Here is a 20,168-nt window from a genome sequence, read left to right on the forward strand (position 1 = left end):
GCAAGCCGACCGGCGGTGCTCGGGCTCAGGCCGGCGGCGGAGCGACCGACTGCGGGCGGTTCTCCCACTTGGTCGAGAGCGCGATGCCGGTACGGGTGGAGGCGACCCCGGGTGTCCGGTTCAGCCGTACGATCAGCTGCTCCAACTCCGCGATGGTGCCCACCCGGGCCTTGAGCAGGAAGGACTCGACGCCGGCCATGAAGTAGCAGGATTCGATCTCGGGCATGACCCGGAACGCCTCCAGCACGTCGTCGGTGTCCGCCCCGGAGTCCTCCACGATGCCGATCAGGGCGGTCACACCCAACCCGATGGTCTCCGGCTCGACCTCCGCGCGGTACGCCCGGATGACGCCCCCGGACTCCAGTTTCCCGACCCTTTCGTGCACTGCCGGAGCGGAAAGGCCGACCTGGCGGGCCAGCTCGGCGTACGACAGGCGGGCGTTGCCGCGGAGCAGGTCCACGAGGTTGAGGTCGATGGCGTCCACGGACTGTGACCCTAGTCGGCGTGGCGTTACACCCGGACTCCGGTATCCGTTTGACCTGGCAGCGGGTGACAGTTCGCATACCCGGGGTTCGGAGGGCGCGACGCCGGTACCATTTACTAACTTCCCACTCAGTGCGTTTTTCGCGTTTGGCGGACACGCCAGGTCGCTGGTGCTGTAATTGCCATACGTCCCTCATGACGGCTCTGGGCTCGCACCGGCCGGGGGCAGTGTGTTCAGCCGGGGGCTTCGTCGACGCGAGGAGGGGGCTGTGGACACTGGAGATCGCCTGCTGACACCGGGTGAAGTCGCCGCACTGTTTCGGGTGGACCCGAAAACCGTGACGCGATGGGCGGCGGCGGGCCGGATCGGGAGCATCCGGACTCCAGGAGGGCATCGCCGGTTTCGGGAATCCGAGGTGCGAGCCCTGCTTGAAGGGGAGGGCATGCTGGACGAGGCGGACGAGATGGGTAGACCGCGAAACGCGGGCCCGACCGCTTCGACCGGCACTGGGGGCCCGGCGAATGCCGGCATGTACTGAAGTGCGGGTCGGGACGCGGGCCGGCCGTCAGGTCCGGTCCGCGTTCAACTTTCCGGCCCACCGCTTGAACAGGGTGTGTGGCACGTCGAGGGCGTCGAGCACCTTGCCCGCCACGAAGTCCACCAGCTGGGCCCCGGAGGCGGCGGCGCCCGCACCGTAGAAGCCGGGACTGGCCGGCAGCACCACCGCGCCGGCGTCGTGCAGCGCGATCAGGTGTTCCAGGTGGCTTCGGGTCACCGGCGTCTCCCGGGGCACCACGACCACCCGCCGACGTTCCTTGAGATTCACCTCGGCGGCACGCTGCAACAGGTCCTTGGACAGGCCGATGGCGATGCCGGCGCAGGCCGCCGTGCTGGCGGGCACCACCACCATCCCGCGTACCGGGTAGGAGCCGCTGCTCGGTCCGGCGGCGAGGTCACCGGCGGGCCAGTGCCGCAGGTCCGCTGCGGCGATGTCCCGCCCGAGCCAGGCCGCCAGATCCTCGGCCCAGTGAGCGTCCCGGAACGGCCGTCCGGTCTCGTCGAGGACGGTCAGCCGAGCGGCCCGGGAAACGATCAGGTCCACCGGCGCCCCGGCGTCGAGCAGCCCGCGTACGACTGCGGCCGCGTACGGCGTGCCCGATGCCCCGGACACCCCGACCACCCATGGTTCGCGCATGCCCTCAGCCTGCCTGGTCACCGCCGGCTCCGGTCGGGCACCCCGGGAAGCGTGTCCGAGGTGCCCATGATCGCCGCAGGCTTAGCCGTTACGCCACCGATGCCGTTACGCCACCGATGCCCGGCGGGTCTGCGGCGACCACCGCAAGCTGGCATGCTGCCGGGGACTGAAAGCACCGTGGGGCCGACCGGAAGGACGTGGGGACCATCTCGTCGTCGGCCGGCTCCGCCCACCACATCCTGCCGTCGCTGCGTGCCGCCTGCCCCATCGCGCCACAGCTCTCCCGGTACGCCGACGACGTGCAGGCTTGGCTGGTCTCCGGGCTGCCGTTGGACGCGCCGACGCGGGAGCGGCTGGGGCGGGCCGATTTCGCCCGCTACGCGGGGCGGCTCTACCCCGATGCCACCGAGGCCGACCTGCGTACCCTGACCGCGCTGTTCACCTGGTTCTTCCTGGTCGACGACGCCTGCGACGGGCCCGAACGGACCGGCCTGGACGAGATCCGTGCCCTGCGGGACGGCGCGGTCGCGCTGCTGCGCTTCCGGCTGCGGCACCCGGGGCTGGCCGGTCCGCTACGCCGGCTGCTGATCAGCGCCTGGCGGGAGCCGCACCGCCGGATGCCCGCCCGCTGGCGGCTGCGCTTCGCCGACGCGGTCGCCCAACACCTCGACGGCACGTGGCAGGAGGCGGTCAACAAGGCGACCGGGTACGCGCCCGGCGTCGAGGAGTACGTCGAGCTGCGCCGGGCGACCTCGGCTGCGTACGTGTCGTATCCGCTTGTGGAGTTCGTCCACGGCCGGTCGCTGCCCGACCCGGTCTACCACCACCCGCGGCTGGGGCAGTTCCGCGACGTCGGCAACGACCTGCTCTCCTGGTACAACGACATCGCCTCGCTGGACCGGGACGTGGCCATCTCCGGCGGCCACAACCTGGTGCTGGCGCTGGCCAGCGCACACCGCGTGCCGGTGCCCGCTGCCGTCGAGCTGGCGGCGCAGCGTTGGCACGAGTCGATGCGCCGCTTCGTCGCGCTGCGCGCCACGATGCCCTCGTTCGGTCCGGCGCTGGACCCGGCCGTCACCGCCCACCTCGACGGGGTGGCCCGAGCCGTCCGCGGCACCATCGACTGGACCATGGAGAGCGCCCGCTACGCCGTGCCGACCAGCAGGTGATCGAAACACGGCGAGCTGGTCAGGCGCGCAGGCCGAGCCGGACGACCAGGTCGAGCAGGGCGAAGGCGAACAGTGCGATGCCGACGAAACCGTTGGCGGTGAAGAACGCCCGGTTGACCCGGCTCAGGTCGGTCGGCGTGACCACCAGATGCTGGTAGCCGAAGGCGACAGCGGTGAGGGCCAGCCCGATCCACCAGAGCCAGCCGAAGCCGATCAGCACGCCGAACCAGCCGAACAACGCGAAGGTGACCACGTGCGCGACCGTGGAGGCGTGCAGGGCGAAGCGCAGCCCGTAGCGGGCCGGCACGCTGCGCACGCCGATCTCCCGGTCGACCTCGGCGTCCTGGCAGGCGTAGATCAGGTCGAACCCACCGATCCACAGGCCGACGGCGGCACCGAGCAGCCAGGCCGGTCCGGAGCCGGCGAAGGTGCCGGTCACCGCGAGCCAGGCACCGACCGGGCCGACCATCTGGGCGGCAGCCAGGATGGCGTGCGGCCAGTTGGTGAACCGCTTGCCGTACGGGTAGACCACCAGCGGCACCACGGCCAGCGGCGCGAGCGCCAGGCAGAGCGGGTTGAGCAGGGCGGCGGCGGCGAGGAAGACCACCAGGGCGACGCCCGCGCCGGTCCAGGCCGTCCGCAGGCTCACCGCCCCGGTCACCAGTTCCCGGTTCGCGGTACGCGGGTTACGCGCGTCGATCCGGCGATCCAGGATCCGGTTCGCCGCCATCGCGAACGTCCGTGCCCCGACCATCGCCACGGTGATCAGCAGCAGGTCCAGCCACCGCACCTGCCCGCCGTTCACCTGCATCGCGGCCAAGGCCGACAGGTACGCGAACGGCAGCGCGAAGACCGAGTGCTCGATCGCCACGAGCTTGAGGAAGGACTTCACGCGCCCGGGGCGCTCGGTCGGCTGCACAGCGGCGGCGGTGGCCATCAGATGCCGTACTCCTTCCAGCGCTTGTCGACCAGGGAGACGACCTCGGGGGCCATGGTCATCTCCTCGGGCCAGCCCCGGTGGTAGCCCTCCTCGGGGAGCTTGCGGGTGGCGTCGATGCCGGCCTTGCCACCCCAGAACTGCTGGTACGAGGAATGGTCCAGGTGGTCCACCGGGCCCTCGGTGAGCAGCAGGTCCCGGGCGTAGTCGACGTTGCCGAAAGCGCGGAAGGCGACCTCGCGGTAGTCGTGCACGTCGCAGTCCTCGTCCACGATCACGATCAGCTTGGTCAGCGACATCATGTGCGCGCCCCAGATCGCGTTCATCACCTTCTGGGCGTGCTTCGGGTAGCGCTTGCGGATCGACACGATCGCGCAGTTGTGGAAGACACCGGCGGCCGGCAGGTCGTAGTCGACGATGTCCGGGATCAGGAACCGCAGCAGCGGCGCGAAGATCCGCTCGGTGGCCTTGCCCAGACCGTGGTCCTCCTGCGGCGGCTTCGAGGTGACGATCGAGTGGTAGACCGGGTCGCGTTGCATGGTCATCGCCTCGACGTGCAGCACCGGGAACGGCTCGACCGGGGTGTAGAAGCCGGTGTGGTCGCCGAACGGGCCCTCCGGCAGCCGCTCACCCGGCTCCAGGTAGCCCTCCAGCACCACCTGGGCGTGCGCCGGCACCTGCAACGGCACGGTCAGGCAGTCGACCATCTCCACCCGTTCGCCCCGCAGGAAGCCGGCGAACAGGTACTCGTCGATGTCGGCGGGCAGCGGCGCGCTCGACGCGTAGCTGACCACCGGGTCGCACCCGATGGCGATGGCGACCGGCAGCCGCTGGCCGAGTCGCTCGGCGACGGCGTGGTGCGCGGTGGAATTCTTGTGGATCTGCCAGTGCATGCCGAGGGTGTTGTGGCTGTGCTGCTGGAGCCGGTAGAGGCCGAGGTTCCGCTTGCCGGTCTCCGGGTGCTTGGTATGGGTCAGCCCGAAGTTGTGGAAGATCCCGCCGTCGCCCGGCCAGACCTGGAGCCCGGGCAGTCGGTTGAGGTCGACATCGTCGCCCCGGTAGACGACCTGCTGGCAGGGGGCGGTCTTGACCTTCTTCGGGGGCATCGACTTGAGCTGCATGACCTTGCCCAGGCCGCCCATCATGCCGGAGAAGCCCACCGGCAGCTCCGGCTTGAGCATCTCGCCGATCCGGTTGCCGATCTCGTCGAGCGACTCGACGCCGAGCGCCATCGCGGTGCGCTTCTCGGTGCCGAACAGGTTGATCGCCAGCGGCATCTCACCCCGGGTGGGCTGCTCGAACAGCAGCGCCGGCCCGTCGGCCCGCACCGTCCGGGTGACGATCTCGCTGATCTCCAGCGTCGGGTCGACCGGGACGCTGACGCGCCGCAGCTCGCCCGCGCGCTCCAGCGCCGCGAGAAAATCCTTCAGATCGGTGTACGGGAAGCCACGAGCCGCCATGCCCGCAAGTCTGTCCTACGTCCGCTGGTGCTGCCCACGCCGGGTGGCCGTACGCCATGTGTCGCGCCCCACCCCCGCCGTGTCGCAGGGGACACCGCGATCCGGCGAATCCTGCGATGCTTGCGTCGCCCAGCCGGGCACAGACCACCCAGCCGGCACCTGCGTGCCGCAGCAGGGATCCTCTGCGTTCCATCGTGGCCGCATTCTCCCGAGGAGTGACAGATGGACCAGCACCGGACGAACCTCTCCCGCTTCGCGCGCCCGGGTCGGCTGACCTCCGCCGGATCGTTCGCACCGCTGCTCGATGCGCTGCCGGCGGGCCCGGCGGAGATCGCCGGGACGATCCAGGGGTTGCTGATCCACGAACACGTCGCCGGTGTGTACGGGGTCACGTTGACCGACGACGAGCGGCAGACCGTACACCTCCGGCCCGCCGACGAGATTCTCGCCCGCATCGCCGACACTCCTGACGCCCAGCCGCTGACCGTCCCCCGTCCTCCTGAGCAGCGGGTGGCCGGCAACTGTCGGCACTACTCACTACTGGTGGTCACGGCGCTGCGGGCCCGGGGCGTGCCGGCTCGTGCCCGCTGTGGCTTCGGCGACTACTTCGTCGACGGCTGGTACGAGGACCACTGGGTCGCGGAGTACTGGCATCCCGAGCAACTCCGCTGGATCATGGTCGACGCCCAGCTCGACGCGCGCCAGCGTGAGCTGTTCGGCATCGACTTCGACACCACTGACGTGCCCCGGGACCGGTTCCTGGTCGCCGGTGAGGCGTGGGCTCGCTGTCGGGCCGGTGAGGCTGACCCGGACGCCTTCGGGCTGCGCGTGATCAATGAGAGCGGCTGGTGGTGGATCGCCGGCAACCTGATGCGCGACGCCGCCGCGCTGCACGGGGTGGAACTGCTGCCGTGGGACGTCTGGGGCACGATGCCCGCTCCCTTGGAGAAGATCGACGACGAGCGGATGGCCCTCTTCGACGAGTTGGCCCGACTCACCCGCGAGCCCGACGAGCACGCGGACGAGCTGCGCCTGCTGTACGCCGACGAGCGGCTGAACGTCCCCGCCACCGTTCGCAACGAACTGCGCGCCCGCGACGAACCGGTGTGACGATCGGTCAGGCGGCCGGCTGCCACGCGTACGCGGCCAAGTGCGGATCGATAGGTGCCCGGGTGAGCCGGTTGGCGAAGGTGGAGATGGTGTACGTGCCGACGCCGAGCACCACGTCCAGAGCGTGCCGGGGCTGGTAGCCGGTGGCCAGGAAGGCGGCCAGCTCCTCGTCGGGCACCGCACCCTGATTGTCGAGTACGGCCAGGGTGAAGCGGCGCAACGCCTCCAGCCGCTCGTCGGGCAGGTTCGTGCCGGCGCGCAGCGCGTCGATCAGTTCGGCGGCGGCGCCGTGTCGGACGAGGGTGGCGGTGTGCATGGCGACGCAGAGGTGGCATTCGTTGCGGCCGGCGATCGTGAGCACCACGACCTCCCGCTGGATCGGGTCCAGTCCGCAGCTCTCGAAGCTGGCGTTCGCGGTCAGGAAGCCCTTGAGCAGTTCAGGGGACTCGGCCATCAGGCCAACCGCACCGGGCAGGTAGCCGATCTTGCGGTGTACGCCGGTCATGGTGGCGCGGGCGGCCTCCGGTGCGGAGTCGATGGTGTGGGTGGTGAAGACGTGCGTGGACATGGCGACACCCTTTGCCGTAGTTTGGTCAACGTGGTTGACCAAACCGTAAATCAGGTTGTCGAAATTGCCAACACCTGAACCACAGCGCCCCGGCTTCGTACTGCCACTGCTGCTGCTTGCCGGCTTCCGGACGCTCATCGACGACCTGCACGCCGAGCTGGCCCGACAGGGCCACGCGGAGCTGCGCCCGCTGCACGGCTTCGTGCTCCAGGCCGTCGGCGCCGACGGCACCACCGCCTCCGAGCTGGGTCACCGGCTGGGCGTCTCCAAGCAGGCCGCCGGCAAGACCGTCGACCGGCTGGTCGCCCTCGGCTATCTGGAACGCGCCGACGACAGCCGCGACGCCCGCCGCAAGCTGGTCCGGCTGACCCCGCACGGGCTCGACGGGCTGCGCCGGTCGGCCGCCATCTTCGACGAGCTGCGACAGCGCTGGACGGAAACGCTCGGCGTGGATCGCGTGGCGTCCATCGAGGACGACCTGCGGGCTGTCACCCCGGCCAACTGGTTCCGGCTCGACATCCCCGGCTGGTTCACCGGCTGATCGGGAGCACCGCCACGAACGCCCGCCAGGCCGCCGGGCCGAAGACCAGCACAGCGCCGTCGCGGTCCTTGCTGTCCCGGACCGCGACCAGGCCGGGCAGGTTGTCGGCCACCTCGACGCAGTCTCCGCCGTTGGTGCTGCTCCGGGTGCTGGTGCGCCACCGGGCGTCGGTCAGCTCCGCCATGACTCCGCCACCTCCGTCAACAACTCGATCGACTGCCGGGGCGGCAACGCCTCGCCCTGGATCGCCTCCCAGGAGGCCCGGATCGCCAGCACGTCCTCGGTGTGGTCGATCACCTGGCCCTTGAGCTGATCGTCCAGATAGGCCACATCCTCCCCACTCGGAAGGGTAGCCAGCACGAAGGCCCCGGCGACACCCGGATACGCGCCGACCGAGGCGGGCACCACGTGCAGCCGTACCCGGGCGTGCTCGGTGGCCAGCTTGACCAGCCGCCACAGTTGCTCGCGCATCACCACCGGTCCGCCGACCGGCCGACGCAGCACGTGCTCGTCCAGCACCGTGACGAGCTGCGGCGGTCGCTCGCCGGTGAGCACCGCCTGCCGGGCCAGCCGCGCCTCCACCCGCCGCTCCACCTCCGCGTCGTCGTAGAGGCCGACGCTGCGGAACAGCGCGCGGGCGTACGCCGAGGTTTGCAGCAGCCCCGGCACCACCGTGTGCTGGAACGACCGCAGCACGGTGGCCTGCCGCTCGTTGGCCTCCCACTCCCGCATCCACTGCGGCGAGCCGAGCCGGGCCAGCATCCGGACGAACGTGCCGCCGGTGTCGAGGGCACCGTCCACCAGCTCCCAGAAGTTGGGCGGCGGCTTGCGCGCCTCGGTCTCCACCATGGCCACCGTGGACGGCGAATAGTTGATCGCCCGAGCCAGGTCCTCCTGCGTCACCCTGCGCGCCGCCCGCATGTGCCGCAACTCCTCGATCAGCACCCGCGACCGCTCGTCCACCCGCACCACTCCTCACCGACATCTCCCGCGTTCTCACCGCCCTCACCGGCAGCCGCGCCAGCCACACAGGGCGATCAATCGCCTTCCGAGAGTAGTCGGCACCTGGCCAGACTGTCCCCATCGGAACCGCCCGGATCCGTACCGAAAAGGACGGGCGCAACCGACGCGGGGCCGTCCGGCACGTCGGCGACGGACGGCCCCGCCTCCAGCCCGGGTCACCAGAGGGGTACGCAGATGACGCCGCAGCTCCACGTGCCGCTTCGCCCGCTCTGGCTGTGCCCCGCCTGCGCTGCGCCGTGGCCCTGCGCCGCTGCCCGGCTGACCCTGCTGGCCGACTACCGGGACAGCCCGGTCGCCCTGTCGATCTACCTCGGCGGGATGCTGTACGACGCCGTCGAGGACCTGTACCGGCTCAACCCACACGACGCGCCGAAGCCCGCCGCGCTGCACGACCGCTTCCTCGGCTGGGCCGCTCCCCGCGCACCCCGCCCACAACCCACCGACTGACCGCCGCCGCTGTCCCACGATTGGTCGTACGCTCGCACCTCATGACGATCGTCCCTGCCGGCCGGCCCCACTCCGACGACGAGCCGGCGGTGGCCGAGGAACTGGGCGTGTCGGCCAGCTCCGAGGAAGTGGGCGCGACGGCCAGCTCCCCGGGATCGGTGGCGGAGGCGGAACGGATCCAGCAGGAGTTGCGGCAACGCCTCGACCTGGCTGACTGTCTGGACGTCGCGCCGAGGCTGGTCGCGGGCGTGGACGTGTCGTACCACAAGGATTCGCCGCGGATCGTCGCCGCCGCCGTGGTCATCGACCTGACCACCGGCGCCGAGGTGGAGTCGGCCGTGGTACCGGGCGAGGTGAGCTTCCCGTACGTGCCGGGGCTGCTGGCCTTCCGGGAGGTGCCGATCCTGATGGCAGCGCTGGGTCGGCTCGGCCGTCGCCCCGAGGTGGTGGTCTGCGACGGGTACGGCATCGCCCATCCCCGGCGGTTCGGGCTCGCCTGCCACCTGGGCGTGCTGACCGGGCTGCCCACCATCGGGGTGGCGAAGACTCCCTTCGTCGGCGCGTACGACGAACCGGGCACCCGTCGGGGCGACTGGTCGGCACTGCGCGACGGCGGCGAGGTGCTGGGTCGGGTGCTGCGTACGCAGACCGACGTCAAGCCGGTGTTCGTCTCGGTCGGCCACCGCACCAGCCTCGACCAGGCGACCACGATCACGCTCGACCTGAGCCGCCGCTACCGCCTACCCGAGGTGATCCGCCGAGCCGACTTCCTCTCCCGCCAAGCCCTCCGCTGACCGTCAGCGCTCTAGATGTTGAGTGATTCTTGGACAGTTCCCGTTAGCGAAGAACGGGAACTGTCCAAGATCTCGACGGATTTGGGGAAATCTCACCGACCGTGGACCGCGACGCCGGGCGACGGCAGCATTGCGGCATGTCGGATGCGTACGTCGTCGGCGAGCCGGACGGGCTGTCGCCGCTCCAGGTCGAGCTGCGCGACGCCATCGCCCGTGAGTTGCACGCGCAGCTCGGGTTGCGGTCCGAGCGGATCGAGCTGGCCGATGTGCCGGAGGTCGCCTACCAGGTCACCCTGCGGGTGAGCGAGACGCTACGGCGGGACCGGCCGCTGTCGGCCCCGCCTCGGAGCTGATGTCGACACCTTGCCGGCGGTCGTCTTGCGGGTCAGAGGCCGCCGTAGGAGTGCAGGCCCTCGAAGAAGATGTTCACGCCGAAGAGGTTCATCAGCACCGTCAGGAAACCGAGGATGGCCAGCCAGGTGGCCGTGTTCCGGCGCACGCTCGGCGTGGCGCGGGCGTGCAGGTAGCCGGCGTACACCACCCAGGAGATGAACGCCCAGGTCTCCTTCGGATCCCAGCCCCACGGGCGACCCCAGGCCGCCTCGGCCCAGATCGCTCCGGCGATCACCGCGAAGGTGAAGATCGGGAACGAGAAGGCGTGCAGCACGAAGGTGAGTCGTTCCAGCCCGGCCGCCGCCGGCAGCCGCTTCGCCAGGGTGTACGGGAAGCTACGCTTGCCGTTTTCGTACCCGGCCCGCATCAGGTACGCCGCAGCCGGCACCACGCCCAGCAGGAACAGGCCCGAGGCGAAGACGATCGTCGACACGTGCACGACGAACCAGTACGAGTTGAGCGCCGGCACCAGCGGCACGATCGGGGTGTAGAGCACCAGCTCGGCGGTGGCCACCAGCAGCACCATCACCAGCGTCAGGAAGAGCCCGAGGCGGCGCAGGAACGGCCACTTCACCAACACGGTGAGCCAGGCGGCAACCCCGATGAACGAGACCGTGAGCACGAACTCGTACATGTTGCCCCACGGCATCCGGTCGGCGGCGAGGCCCCGGGTGACAAGTGCCGCCAGGTGCAGCGCGGCGGCGACGGCGGTCAACCCGACAGCGATCCGGCCACCCAGCTCCGCCCGCCGCGCGGTGCGCTCGGCCCGACCCGGTGTCGCCGGGCTCACCACAGCGCCACCGTTCACAGCAGGGCCGTCCACCGCCCCGGTCGGGCCCGCGCCCACCCCCGCGCCGACCAGTTCGCGGGCCGGTGCCACGACGGCCCTGGCGCGCGAGTTGCCGAGGGCGTACTCGACGGCATGACTGATCATCGCCAGCAGGTACACCAGCGTGGCGATCGACACCAGCTGATCGGAGAGTGCGGACATCACTCGACTCCTTCCCGCGCCCGGGCCGGCGCGTCCGGGTCGGTGCCGGCGTCACCGGATCGTCCACCGATCGCGGCGACCAGTTGGGCGAACTCGGCGGCGAACCCGGGATGCTCGGTACGCGGCAGACCAGCCACCTCGACCAAACTACTACCGCCCGTCGGAGATCCACCGTCGGGGTCGTCCGGACCGGCCGGCAGCAGCCGGACGAACACCCGCCGACGCCTGACGAAGAGCGAACCCATCAGCCCCAGCACCAGCCCGATGGAGCTGACCAGCAGCAGCATCGTGCCCGGGTCGTGCCGTACCGACAGCACGATGTACCGCTCCGTGCCCACGAACTCGACTGTGGTGCCGTCGTCAAGCGTCCAGCTCTCGCCGATCCGCAGTTGCTTCGCCCCAATCTCGGTGAGCCGGCCGTTGCGCAGCTGACGCTGGTCGAGCTGGTAGACCGAGCCGGGGATGCCGGCGTCGAGGCCCAGATTGCCCCGGTACGCGACCAGGTCGAGCAGCGGGTTCTGCTCCGTCGGATGCTCCGAGCGGACGAACGGCGGCTGCTGCGGTGCGGTCGGCAGGTAGAGCCCGGAGAAGGCCACCTGGAGATCCGGGTTCCGCTCGCCGGTCTCCGGGTCGACGTTGGCATCCGGGAAGGCGGCCAGGCCCTCGCCGGTCAGCCCGATGTCGCCGGTGGTGAGGAACGGCACGGTGCTGGTCTGGGTGCCACCGAACCGGTCGGTGTACCGGATCACCGGGGCATAGCCGTGCCCGAGCAGGTAGACGTTCGCACCGTCGAGGCGCAACGGTGCGTTGACCGAGAACTCGGCCTGACGGGGAGCGCCGCCGTCCTCGTCGACTATCACCTTCGCGTTGAACGAGGACGCCTGGCCGTTCGGCAGGAACTGCGCGTCAAACTCGTCCAGCTGCATGCAGAACCGGGGCAGGTCGTCACCGACGCGCGGACCGAGCTTCGCCTCGGCGTACTGCTGGCGGGTGTTGCAGAAGACCTGGTCCGCACCGGCGACGAGGAGCCGGTTGCCGTGCCAGCCGTACCAGGAACCGAGCGCGACACCGACCAGCACCAGCACCATCGAGGTGTGGAAGATCAGGTTGCCGGTCTCCTTGAGGTAGCCCTTCTCGGCGGAGACCTCGTCACCCCGCACCGCCACCCGCCACCGCCGTCGCCGCAGCGTCTCGGCGACCGCCGCCGCGCCGCCCTCGGGCGCGGGCACCACCGCATGCTGCGGCAGCCGCTCCAACCGTTTCGGTACGGCCGGCGGGCGTGCCCGCAGCGCCCGGACGTGGTCGCGCAGCCGGGGCGTGATGCACCCGATCAGCGAGGTGAACAGCAGCAGGTAGATCGCGGAGAACCAGACCGAACTGAACGCCTCGAACGCGCCCACCCGGTCCAGCACCGGCGCCAGGTCGGGGTTGGCGGTGTAGAAGTCGCGTACGTCCTCCGGGTTGACCCCGCGCTGCGGCAGCACCGACCCGGGGATCGCGGCGATCGCGAGCAGAAACAGCAGCACCAGCGCGGTACGCATGCTGGTCAGCTGCCGCCACGAGTTGCGCAGCAGCGCGAGCAGCGGATTGCCGCGACGCCGGGGCGCCTCGGCCGGTGTGGCCGGACGGTCGTCCACGGCGGTCATCAGATGCCCACCTCGAAGTTGCCCACCCCGACGGTGGTCTGCAACCAGATCACCACGTTGGTCCAGCCGCCGGTGACCAGCGCCAGCCCGATCAGGATCAGCAGCGCCCCGCCGATCCGGGTGACCCAGCGGCTGTGCCGGCGGACCGTGCGGAAGACCCCGAGCAGCCGGTTGAAGCCCAGCCCGAAGACGACGAACGGCAGGCCCAGCCCGAGGCAGTACGCCACCGCCAGCACCACCGCCCGGTCGGTCTGCCCGCTGGTGGTGGCCATCCCGAGCACCGCGGCCAGCGTGGGCCCGGTGCAGGGCACCCAGCTCAGCGCGAACACGGCACCGAGCACGGGCGCGCCGAGCAGGCCGGCGGCGGGCAACCGGTTTATCCGGAACTCACGCTGGAACCCGGGCAGCGCACCGAGATAGCCCAGACCGAGCACGACGATGAGCCCGCCGACGATGATCTCCAGCGTTCGTTCGTGGTCGAAGAAGACCCGACCGACGCCGCTGAACAGGACCGCGGTGGCGGTGAACACGACGGTGAAGCCGGCGATGAACAGCAACGTCCCGGCCAGCACCCGCCCCTTCACCGCCGGGGCGACCCGGGTGCGCTCCCGTACGGCGGTGCCGACGCCGCCACCGTCGTCCGGTGTCTCGTCCACGGCGGGCGACTCGTGCCGACCTTCGAGGTCCGCGCCAGCCAACCCGGTGACGTACGACAGGTAGCCGGGCATCAGCGGCAGCACGCACGGGGACAGGAAGCTGACCAGACCGGCCAGCGCAGCCGCACCCAACGCCAGCAGCAACGGGCCGGACTCGGCGAGCTGACCGAAGGTCCCGCCCATCAGCGCTGACCGGCCGGCGCGGGTGCCTCGGCGGCGATCCGCTCGACGATGGGTTGCAGCCCCTCCTGCCGGACCGCCGCCCGGATCACCGTGGCGATGCGTCCCTCCCGGTCCAGTACGACGGTGGCCGGGATGGTGTTCGGCGGGATGTCCATGTCGAGGGCGAGCCGGCTGCCCGGGTCGAAGATGCTCGGGTAGCTGACCCGGCCCTCCTCGAAGGCGATGGCCTTGTCCCGGCTGTCCTGCACGTTGATGCCGAGGAAGGTCACCCCGGCGTCCTTCGTCGCCTGGTAGGTGTTCTCCAGATCGTCGGCCTCGGCCCGGCACGGCGCGCACCAGGAACCCCAGAAGTTGACCACCACGACCTGGCCCCGCTGGTCGGCCACGTCGTAGGACCCACCGGCGAGCAGCTCACCGGCGATCTTCGGGGCGGCGGAGCGCTGCTCCGGGGCGCACTCGACGATGCCGCCGGCGCTGTCGCAGTCGGACTCCCGCCCGTCGCCCGTACAGCCGCTCAGGAGCATCGCGGTGGTCGCGGCGGCGAGCAGGCCGACAGCCAGCCTCCGGACGCCCATCTCAGGCCCCCTTGGCCGTCCGCGCGGTCGGCGACATCGCCACCAGGTGTGCGGCCGGTTCGGAGTAGCCGATGCCGACGATCTTGGCACCGTCGAAGTGGAAGGTGGTGAGGGAGGCAAGTGCACACTGCCGGCGACGCGGGTCGTGCCACAGCCGCTTGCGCTCCGCGTAGCGGCGCAGCGTCCAGATCGGCAGCTGATGCGAGACCAGGACGGCCTCCCGGCCCTCGGCGGCGATCCGGGCGGCGTGCAACGCGGCGAACATCCGCTCGGCGATGGCCCGGTACGCCTCGCCCCAGGATGGGGTGACCGGGTCACGCAGCACCCACCAGTTGCGCGGGTCGCGGAAGGAGCCGTCGCCGGGCGAGACCTTCTTGCCCTCGAACCAGTTGGCGCTCTCGATCAGCCGCTCGTCCACGCCGACGGGCAGCCGGAACTGGGCGGCGATCGGCTCTGCGGTCTGCTGGGCGCGTTCCAGCGGGCTGGCCGCCACGTGCACGACCTCGCGTTCGGCGAGTCCCTGCGCGGCGGCCTTGGCCATCTGGACGCCCAGTTCGCTGAGGCGGAAACCGGGCAGCCGGCCGTACAGGATGCCGTCCGGGTTGTACACCTCACCGTGCCGGAGCACGTGGACCACCGTCTTGCCCATTGCTACCCCCCGTGACCTGCCGCTGCCGCCGCGTTGGCCGCCGTCGGCAGCGCGGCGGCGATCTGTTCCAGGGCGGCATCGTCGATCGCCGCCGAGACGAACCAGGACTCGAACGCGCTCGGCGGCAGATAGACCCCGGCAGCGAGCATCGCGTGGAAGAACGCCTTGAACGCCGGCACCTGCTGGGTGCGGGCGCTGTCGTAGTCCACCACGTCGGCGTCGGTGAAGAAGATCGAGAACATGTTGCCCGCGTACGACAGCCGGTGCGGGACTCCGGCGGCGGCCAGCGCGTCGGCGGCCAGCTTGCCCACGACGGCGGCGGTGTCGTCCAGCCGGCGGTAGAGCGCGTCGTCGGCGAGCCGCAGCGTGGTCAGCCCGGCCGCGCAGGCGAGCGGGTTCCCGGAGAGGGTGCCGGCCTGGTAGACGGGACCAGCGGGAGCCAGTCGCGACACGATCTCCGCGCGCCCGCCGAACGCCGCGGCGGGCAGGCCGCCACCCATGACCTTGCCGTACGTCCACAGGTCCGCCTCGACCGGATCGAGGCCGTGCCAGCCGGCGCGGGAGACCCGGAACCCCGTCATCACCTCGTCGACGATCAGCAGTGCGCCGTGCGCGTGCGCGATCCGGGCCAGCTGCGCGTTGAACCCGTCACGGGGGGCGACCACGCCCATGTTGCCCGGTGCGGCCTCGGTGATCACCGCGGCGATGTGCTGGCCCTCGGCGGCGAAGGCGGCCTCGACTGCCGTCACGTCGTTGTAGGGCAGCACGATGGTCTCGCTCGCCGCCGCGCCGGTGACCCCCGGCGAATCGGGCAGGCCGAGGGTCGCCACGCCGGAGCCGGCGGCGGCCAGCAGCGCGTCGACGTGCCCGTGGTAGCAACCGGCAAACTTGATGATCTTTGAGCGGCCGGTGTAGCCGCGCGCCAGGCGGATCGCCGACATGGTCGCCTCGGTACCCGAGTTGACCAGCCGGACCTGCTCGACCGGGGTACGGGCGACGATCTCGTCGGCCAGTTCGACCTCGCCGGGCGTGGGCGTACCGAAACTGGTGCCGTTCGCGGCGGCGGCCTGCACGGCCGCGACCACCTCGGGGTGGGCATGCCCCAGGATCAGCGGCCCCCAGGAGCAGACCAGGTCGACGTAACGGCGACCGTCCGCGTCATGGAGCCAGGGCCCCTCACCTCGAACCATGAAGCGTGGGGTGCCGCCGACCGCCCGGAAGGCGCGCACAGGGGAGTTCACCCCGCCCGGCACGATGGCGCAGGCGCGGTCGAACAGGGCCGCTGAGGCCGGCGCGTCGACCGGGTAGCGGTCGGATCCGGCGGTAAACACCTCGGTCACGATGCCGCCATTGTGTCAGCGCCCGGCTGCGGATCGGCAGCCACCCCGGCCGGGGGTTACCGGGCTCACCCCCGGCACGCTGCGCGGGAACGGCACGCCTCGACAGGCCGGTCGACGGAGATCGCGATAGGCTGACCCGGTGGATCGTGCCGAACTGTCCATCACCGTACACCGAACGGGCGACGAAGCAGTCCTCCGCCTGGCCGGTGAGATCGACATGCAAACGGCCGCCCAGCTATCGACCGTCGTCAACGAGGTTCTCACCGAGCCCCCGCCCCGGATCGTCCTCGATCTCGGCGGCGTGACGTTCTGCGATTCGCAGGGGCTGGGCACTCTGGTCGTCCTCAGCCGCAAGGCCAGTCACGCGCAGAGCCTGCTCGTCCTGACCAACGTCGGCGAGTTCCTGCTCCGCGTCCTGGACATCACCGGCCTACGCAGCGCCCTGATGATCCGCAACGACACCCCCACCCCCTGACCCGCACCCCACCCCGCTGACGTGTGTTGATCATGAGGTTAGCGGCGATTTTGATCTTCAAATCTGCCGCTAACCTCATGATCAACGGGGAGGGTTTGCGGGGGTGGGGGGTTAGTCGGGGGTGGTGCCCCAGCGGGCTTGTTCCAGGAGGGCTACGGCGCGGGAGTGGGACTCGGGGTCGTCGGCGTTGCGGAGCAGGGTGGTGGCTTCGTCGACGGCATCGGTCAGCATCCGCCACTGGGCGTCGCGCTCGCGCACCATCTCGGACTGCGCCGCCAACTGACGGGTCTTGGTCCACAACTCGACGAAGACGGAGACCTTGGCCCGCAGCACCCACGGATCGAACGGCTTGGTGAGGTAGTCCACCGCGCCGGCCGCATAGCCGCGCAGGGCCAGTTGAGCGTCCCGGTCGGCAGCGGTCAGGAAGATGATCGGCACGTGCCGGGTACGCTCCCGCCGCTTGATGTGGCTCGCCGTCTCGAACCCGTCCATGTCCGGCATCTGGGCGTCCAGCAGGATCACCGCGAAGTCGTCCACCAGCAGCTGCTTGAGCGCCGCCTCACCGCTCTCCACGGCGACCGACTGCACCGGCAGCCCCTGGAGGATCGCCTCTAGGGCCATCAGGTTCTCCCGGCGATCATCAACCAGCAGCGCCTTCGCCACCTGCGTCACGAGCCCTCCTCGGTACGGCTGCCACTGATCCAGCTGCCCATCAGCTCGATCAGCTGGTCCAGGTCGACCGGCTTGGTGATGTAGTCGCTGGCTCCGGCCGCGATCGCCGACTCCCGATCCCCCGGCATGGCCTTCGCGGTCAGGAACACGATCGGCAGGTCCGCGAACCGGTGATTACGCCTGATCTGTCGAGTTGTCTCGTATCCGTCCTGATCGGGCATCATCGCATCCATCAGGACGATATCGACCTCCGGGTGTTCGGCCAACAGGCGAACCCCGTCGGCGCCGTTGTCGGCGTACAGCACGGTCATGCCGTGCAGTTCGAGCGCGCTGGTCAGCGCGAAGACGTTACGCACGTCGTCGTCGACGATCAGCACGGTGGCCCCGTCCAGCTGACGGGTCTTCGGCGCCTCGGGTGCTTCCGACAGCAACTCCATCGGCGGCATCAACAGCGACGACGGCAGACCCGCCCGCTGTGGTGACGGTGGCGCGGGTGCCACCACCGCGTCCGGCGCCAGTACGTCGGGCAGGTAGAGCGTGAACGTCGAACCCTGGCCGGGTGCCGAGGCGACCGTGATCGTGCCTCCGATCAGCCGGGCCAGGTCACGGCTGATCGACAGGCCCAGCCCGGTACCGCCGTACCGACGGCTGGTGGTCCCGTCCGCCTGCTGGAACGCCTCGAAGATCAGCGACAGCTTGTCGTCGGAGATCCCGATACCGGTGTCGATCACCGTGAAGGCGATCACCTGCCGGGCGTTGGTCAGCGCCGGTACGTCGAACACCGCGTGCTCCGGTGCCCGGGAGATCCGCAGGGTCACCGCACCGTTGTCGGTGAACTTGACCGCGTTCGACAGCAGATTGCGCAGGACCTGCTGAAGCCGCTGCGCGTCGGTCACCACGGCCGGCGGCAGGTCCTTGCCGATGCGTACCTGGAAGTCCAGGCCCTTCTCCTCGGCCTGCGGGGCGAATGCCTGTTCCACGTAGTTGCAGACCTCGGTGAACCGGATCTCGGTCGGCTCGACGTCCATCCGCCCGGCCTCGATCTTGGAAAGATCCAGGATGTCGTCGATCAGGCGCAGCAGGTCCGACCCGGAGCCGTGGATCGTGCGGGCGAACTCGATCTGCTTCGGCGTGAGGTTCTGCTCGGAGTTCTCCATGAGCAACCGGGCCAGCAGCAGCAGCGAGTTCAGCGGCGTACGCAGCTCGTGGCTCATGTTCGCCAGGAACTCCGACTTGTAGGCCGAGGCCCGGGTGAGTTGCTGCGCCTTGTCCTCCAGGCCCAGCCGGGCAAGTTCGATCTCCCGGTTCTGGGTCTCGATGTTCGCCTTCTGCTCCGACAGCAGCTTGGCCTTGTCCTCAAGCTCGGCGTTGGTCCGCTGCAACTCCGCCGACTGTTCCTGCAACTCGTGTGCCAGCCGCTGCGACTGCGCGAGCAGTTCCTCCGTACGCCGGTTCGCCTGAATGGTGTTGACCGCGATGCCGATGGTGGAGACCAGCCGTGCCAGGAACGACAGGTGCAGCTCGGAGAAGGGTGTGACGGTGGCGAACTCGATCACGCCGAGCATCTCGCCCTCGAAGAGAACGGGCAGGACGACCAGGTCGGCCGGTGGCGTGTCGGCCAACCCGGACCGCAAGGTGATCCGGCCGTCCGGTACGGCTCCGACCCGGATGGTGCGCCGGGACAGCGCGGCCTGGCCGACCAGCCCCTCGCCCGGCCCGAAGGTCACGTCGTGCCCCCGGGAGACGTAGCCGTACGAGGCGGTCAACCGCAGCCGCATCACGCCCTCGGAGTTGTCCACCAGGAAGAAGGCACCCAGCTGCGCGTCGACCAGCGGAGTGACCTCCTGCATGATCATCCGGCAGACCTCGCCGAGGTCACGCTGGCCCTGGAGCAGACCGCCGATGCGGGCGAGGTTGGAGTCGAGCCACCCCTGCTCGGCGTTCTTGTGGGTCGTCTCCCGCAGGGTGACGATCATCTGGTTGATGTTGTCCTTCAGCTCGGCGACCTCGCCCTGCGCCTTCACCGCGATCCGCTGGGTGAGGTCGCCCCGGGTCACCGAGGTCGAGACGCGGGCGATCGCGCGTAGCTGGGTGGTAAGCGTCGAGGCGAGCTGGTTGACGTTCTCGGTGAGGTCCCGCCAGGTGCCGCTGACGCCCTTGACCTGGGCCTGACCGCCCAGCTTGCCCTCGGTGCCCACCTCGCGGGCCACCCGGGTCACCTCGTCGGCGAACGACGACAACTGGTCCACCATCGTGTTGACGGTGTTCTTCAGCTCCAGGATCTCGCCCTGCGCGTCGACCGTAATCTTCTGCGACAGGTCACCGTTGGCCACCGCGGTGGTGACCGAGGCGATGTTGCGCACCTGGCTGGTCAGGTTCGACGCCATCGAGTTCACGTTGTCGGTCAGGTCCCGCCAGGTGCCGGCGACGCCGCGCACCTGGGCCTGACCGCCGAGCTTGCCCTCGGTACCCACCTCACGGGCCACCCGGGTCACCTCGTCGGCGAACGACGACAGCTGATCCACCATCGTGTTCACCGTCGACTTCAGCTCCAGGATCTCGCCCCGGGCATCCACCGTGATCTTCTGGCTCAGGTCACCCTTGGCGACCGCCGTGGAGACCTGGGCGATGTTCCGCACCTGGGCGGTCAGGTTCGACGCCATCGAGTTCACGTTGTCGGTCAGATCCCGCCACGTACCGCTGACGCCCTTGACCTGCGCCTGACCGCCGAGGTTGCCCTCGGTGCCCACCTCACGGGCCACCCGGGTCACCTCGTCGGCGAACGACGACAACTGGTCCACCATCGTGTTCACCGTCGACTTCAGCTCCAGGATCTCGCCCCGGGCATCCACCGTGATCT

23 protein-coding genes are annotated in these 20,168 nt (G+C 70.2%); 8 read left to right on the forward strand and 15 right to left on the reverse strand.

Translation table 11 applies throughout. The annotated features are described in order from the left end of the window. Nucleotides 1-25 precede the first annotated feature (25 nt). Entirely contained in the window at nt 26-484 is a 459-nt protein-coding gene (locus tag KBX50_RS24330; protein ID WP_210940023.1) for an Lrp/AsnC family transcriptional regulator, read from the reverse strand. Between the two features lie 268 nt (nt 485-752). Between KBX50_RS24330 and KBX50_RS24335 the strand changes: the two genes are divergently transcribed. Continuing rightward, nucleotides 753-1,022, forward strand: coding sequence for a BldC family transcriptional regulator (locus KBX50_RS24335; RefSeq protein ID WP_210940024.1), 270 nt, complete (start codon nt 753-755; stop codon nt 1,020-1,022). Between the two features lie 27 nt (nt 1,023-1,049). Here the strand turns inward: KBX50_RS24335 and KBX50_RS24340 are convergent, their stop codons facing one another. Continuing rightward, a complete protein-coding gene (locus KBX50_RS24340) occupies nt 1,050-1,679 on the reverse strand; it encodes a UbiX family flavin prenyltransferase (RefSeq protein ID WP_210940025.1) in 630 nt (209 codons plus the stop codon). A 197-nt stretch (nt 1,680-1,876) separates the two neighbouring features. Here KBX50_RS24340 and KBX50_RS24345 point away from each other — a divergent pair, with 197 nt between their 5' ends. Further along, complete coding sequence (locus KBX50_RS24345) at nt 1,877-2,848, forward strand: terpene synthase family protein (protein ID WP_307871053.1); 972 nt, start codon at nt 1,877-1,879, stop codon at nt 2,846-2,848. 19 nt (nt 2,849-2,867) lie between these two features. Here the strand turns inward: KBX50_RS24345 and mqnP are convergent, their stop codons facing one another. Beyond that, nucleotides 2,868-3,785 (reverse strand): menaquinone biosynthesis prenyltransferase MqnP, encoded by a 918-nt coding sequence (gene mqnP, locus KBX50_RS24350; RefSeq protein WP_210940026.1) that lies wholly within the window; start codon nt 3,783-3,785, stop codon nt 2,868-2,870. Beyond that, nucleotides 3,785-5,245, reverse strand: coding sequence for a menaquinone biosynthesis decarboxylase (locus KBX50_RS24355; RefSeq protein ID WP_210940027.1), 1,461 nt, complete (start codon nt 5,243-5,245; stop codon nt 3,785-3,787). Before KBX50_RS24355 ends, mqnP begins: the two co-directional genes overlap by 1 nt. 222 nt (nt 5,246-5,467) lie before the next feature. Here KBX50_RS24355 and KBX50_RS24360 point away from each other — a divergent pair, with 222 nt between their 5' ends. Beyond that, nucleotides 5,468-6,355 (forward strand): transglutaminase-like domain-containing protein, encoded by an 888-nt coding sequence (locus tag KBX50_RS24360; protein WP_210940028.1) that lies wholly within the window; start codon nt 5,468-5,470, stop codon nt 6,353-6,355. A gap of 7 nt (nt 6,356-6,362) precedes the next feature. On the opposite strand, the gene KBX50_RS24365 is transcribed toward KBX50_RS24360, so the two are convergent. Beyond that, nucleotides 6,363-6,923 carry a carboxymuconolactone decarboxylase family protein gene (locus tag KBX50_RS24365; protein WP_210940029.1) on the reverse strand — a complete coding sequence of 187 codons (561 nt, stop codon included), beginning with the start codon at nt 6,921-6,923 and terminating at the stop codon, nt 6,363-6,365. A gap of 64 nt (nt 6,924-6,987) precedes the next feature. Here KBX50_RS24365 and KBX50_RS24370 point away from each other — a divergent pair, with 64 nt between their 5' ends. Beyond that, a complete protein-coding gene (locus KBX50_RS24370; protein WP_210940030.1) occupies nt 6,988-7,464 on the forward strand; it encodes a MarR family winged helix-turn-helix transcriptional regulator in 477 nt (158 codons plus the stop codon). Here the strand turns inward: KBX50_RS24370 and KBX50_RS24375 are convergent. After that, nucleotides 7,454-7,648 carry a DUF397 domain-containing protein gene (locus KBX50_RS24375; RefSeq protein ID WP_210940031.1) on the reverse strand — a complete coding sequence of 65 codons (195 nt, stop codon included), beginning with the start codon at nt 7,646-7,648 and terminating at the stop codon, nt 7,454-7,456. The genes KBX50_RS24370 and KBX50_RS24375 overlap by 11 nt on opposite strands. Beyond that, complete coding sequence (locus KBX50_RS24380; protein ID WP_307871054.1) at nt 7,636-8,427, reverse strand: helix-turn-helix transcriptional regulator; 792 nt, start codon at nt 8,425-8,427, stop codon at nt 7,636-7,638. Before KBX50_RS24380 ends, KBX50_RS24375 begins: the two co-directional genes overlap by 13 nt. Before the next feature lie 234 nt (nt 8,428-8,661). On the opposite strand from KBX50_RS24380, the gene KBX50_RS24385 reads away from it, so the two are divergent. From KBX50_RS24385 to KBX50_RS24395, 3 genes are all read left to right on the forward strand, one after another. Beyond that, the gene (locus KBX50_RS24385) at nt 8,662-8,934 is read left to right on the forward strand and encodes a hypothetical protein (RefSeq protein ID WP_210940032.1); all 273 of its coding nucleotides are present in this window, start codon (nt 8,662-8,664) and stop codon (nt 8,932-8,934) included. 158 nt (nt 8,935-9,092) lie between these two features. Continuing rightward, nucleotides 9,093-9,728, forward strand: a complete 636-nt coding sequence (nfi, locus tag KBX50_RS24390; protein ID WP_307871055.1) for a deoxyribonuclease V — start codon at nt 9,093-9,095, stop codon at nt 9,726-9,728. Between the two features lie 137 nt (nt 9,729-9,865). After that, complete coding sequence (locus tag KBX50_RS24395) at nt 9,866-10,081, forward strand: hypothetical protein (RefSeq protein ID WP_210940034.1); 216 nt, start codon at nt 9,866-9,868, stop codon at nt 10,079-10,081. Nucleotides 10,082-10,113: 32 nt separating this feature from the next. Here the strand turns inward: KBX50_RS24395 and ccsB are convergent, their stop codons facing one another. Genes ccsB through hemL form a run of 6 tightly spaced genes read right to left on the reverse strand, consistent with a single transcriptional unit; the run spans nt 10,114 to nt 16,161 of the window. Further along, nucleotides 10,114-11,112, reverse strand: coding sequence for a c-type cytochrome biogenesis protein CcsB (gene ccsB / locus KBX50_RS24400; protein WP_210940035.1), 999 nt, complete (start codon nt 11,110-11,112; stop codon nt 10,114-10,116). Beyond that, nucleotides 11,112-12,758 (reverse strand): cytochrome c biogenesis protein ResB, encoded by a 1,647-nt coding sequence (locus KBX50_RS24405; protein ID WP_210940036.1) that lies wholly within the window; start codon nt 12,756-12,758, stop codon nt 11,112-11,114. Before KBX50_RS24405 ends, ccsB begins: the two co-directional genes overlap by 1 nt. Next, entirely contained in the window at nt 12,758-13,597 is an 840-nt protein-coding gene (locus tag KBX50_RS24410) for a cytochrome c biogenesis CcdA family protein (protein ID WP_210940037.1), read from the reverse strand. The genes KBX50_RS24405 and KBX50_RS24410 overlap by 1 nt, the downstream gene beginning before the upstream one ends. Then, the gene (locus KBX50_RS24415) at nt 13,597-14,121 is read right to left on the reverse strand and encodes a TlpA family protein disulfide reductase (protein WP_374224725.1); all 525 of its coding nucleotides are present in this window, start codon (nt 14,119-14,121) and stop codon (nt 13,597-13,599) included. Before KBX50_RS24415 ends, KBX50_RS24410 begins: the two co-directional genes overlap by 1 nt. Before the next feature lie 52 nt (nt 14,122-14,173). Further along, nucleotides 14,174-14,821 carry a histidine phosphatase family protein gene (locus tag KBX50_RS24420; protein WP_210940039.1) on the reverse strand — a complete coding sequence of 216 codons (648 nt, stop codon included), beginning with the start codon at nt 14,819-14,821 and terminating at the stop codon, nt 14,174-14,176. Nucleotides 14,822-14,823: 2 nt separating this feature from the next. Beyond that, complete coding sequence (gene hemL / locus KBX50_RS24425; protein ID WP_210940040.1) at nt 14,824-16,161, reverse strand: glutamate-1-semialdehyde 2,1-aminomutase; 1,338 nt, start codon at nt 16,159-16,161, stop codon at nt 14,824-14,826. A gap of 139 nt (nt 16,162-16,300) precedes the next feature. On the opposite strand from hemL, the gene KBX50_RS24430 reads away from it, so the two are divergent. Further along, nucleotides 16,301-16,636 carry an STAS domain-containing protein gene (locus KBX50_RS24430; RefSeq protein ID WP_093403944.1) on the forward strand — a complete coding sequence of 112 codons (336 nt, stop codon included), beginning with the start codon at nt 16,301-16,303 and terminating at the stop codon, nt 16,634-16,636. Between the two features lie 111 nt (nt 16,637-16,747). On the opposite strand, the gene KBX50_RS24435 is transcribed toward KBX50_RS24430, so the two are convergent. Together KBX50_RS24435 and KBX50_RS24440 are read right to left on the reverse strand one after the other, a co-directional pair. Next, nucleotides 16,748-17,308 (reverse strand): two-component system response regulator, encoded by a 561-nt coding sequence (locus tag KBX50_RS24435; protein WP_210940041.1) that lies wholly within the window; start codon nt 17,306-17,308, stop codon nt 16,748-16,750. Further along, on the reverse strand, nt 17,305-20,168 hold a 2,864-nt coding region (locus KBX50_RS24440; protein ID WP_210940042.1), incomplete at its 5' end, for a HAMP domain-containing protein. The genes KBX50_RS24435 and KBX50_RS24440, both read right to left, overlap by 4 nt.

It is taken from the genome of Micromonospora sp. C51 (assembly GCF_018070435.1).
Lineage (GTDB): Bacteria > Actinomycetota > Actinomycetes > Mycobacteriales > Micromonosporaceae > Micromonospora > Micromonospora sediminimaris.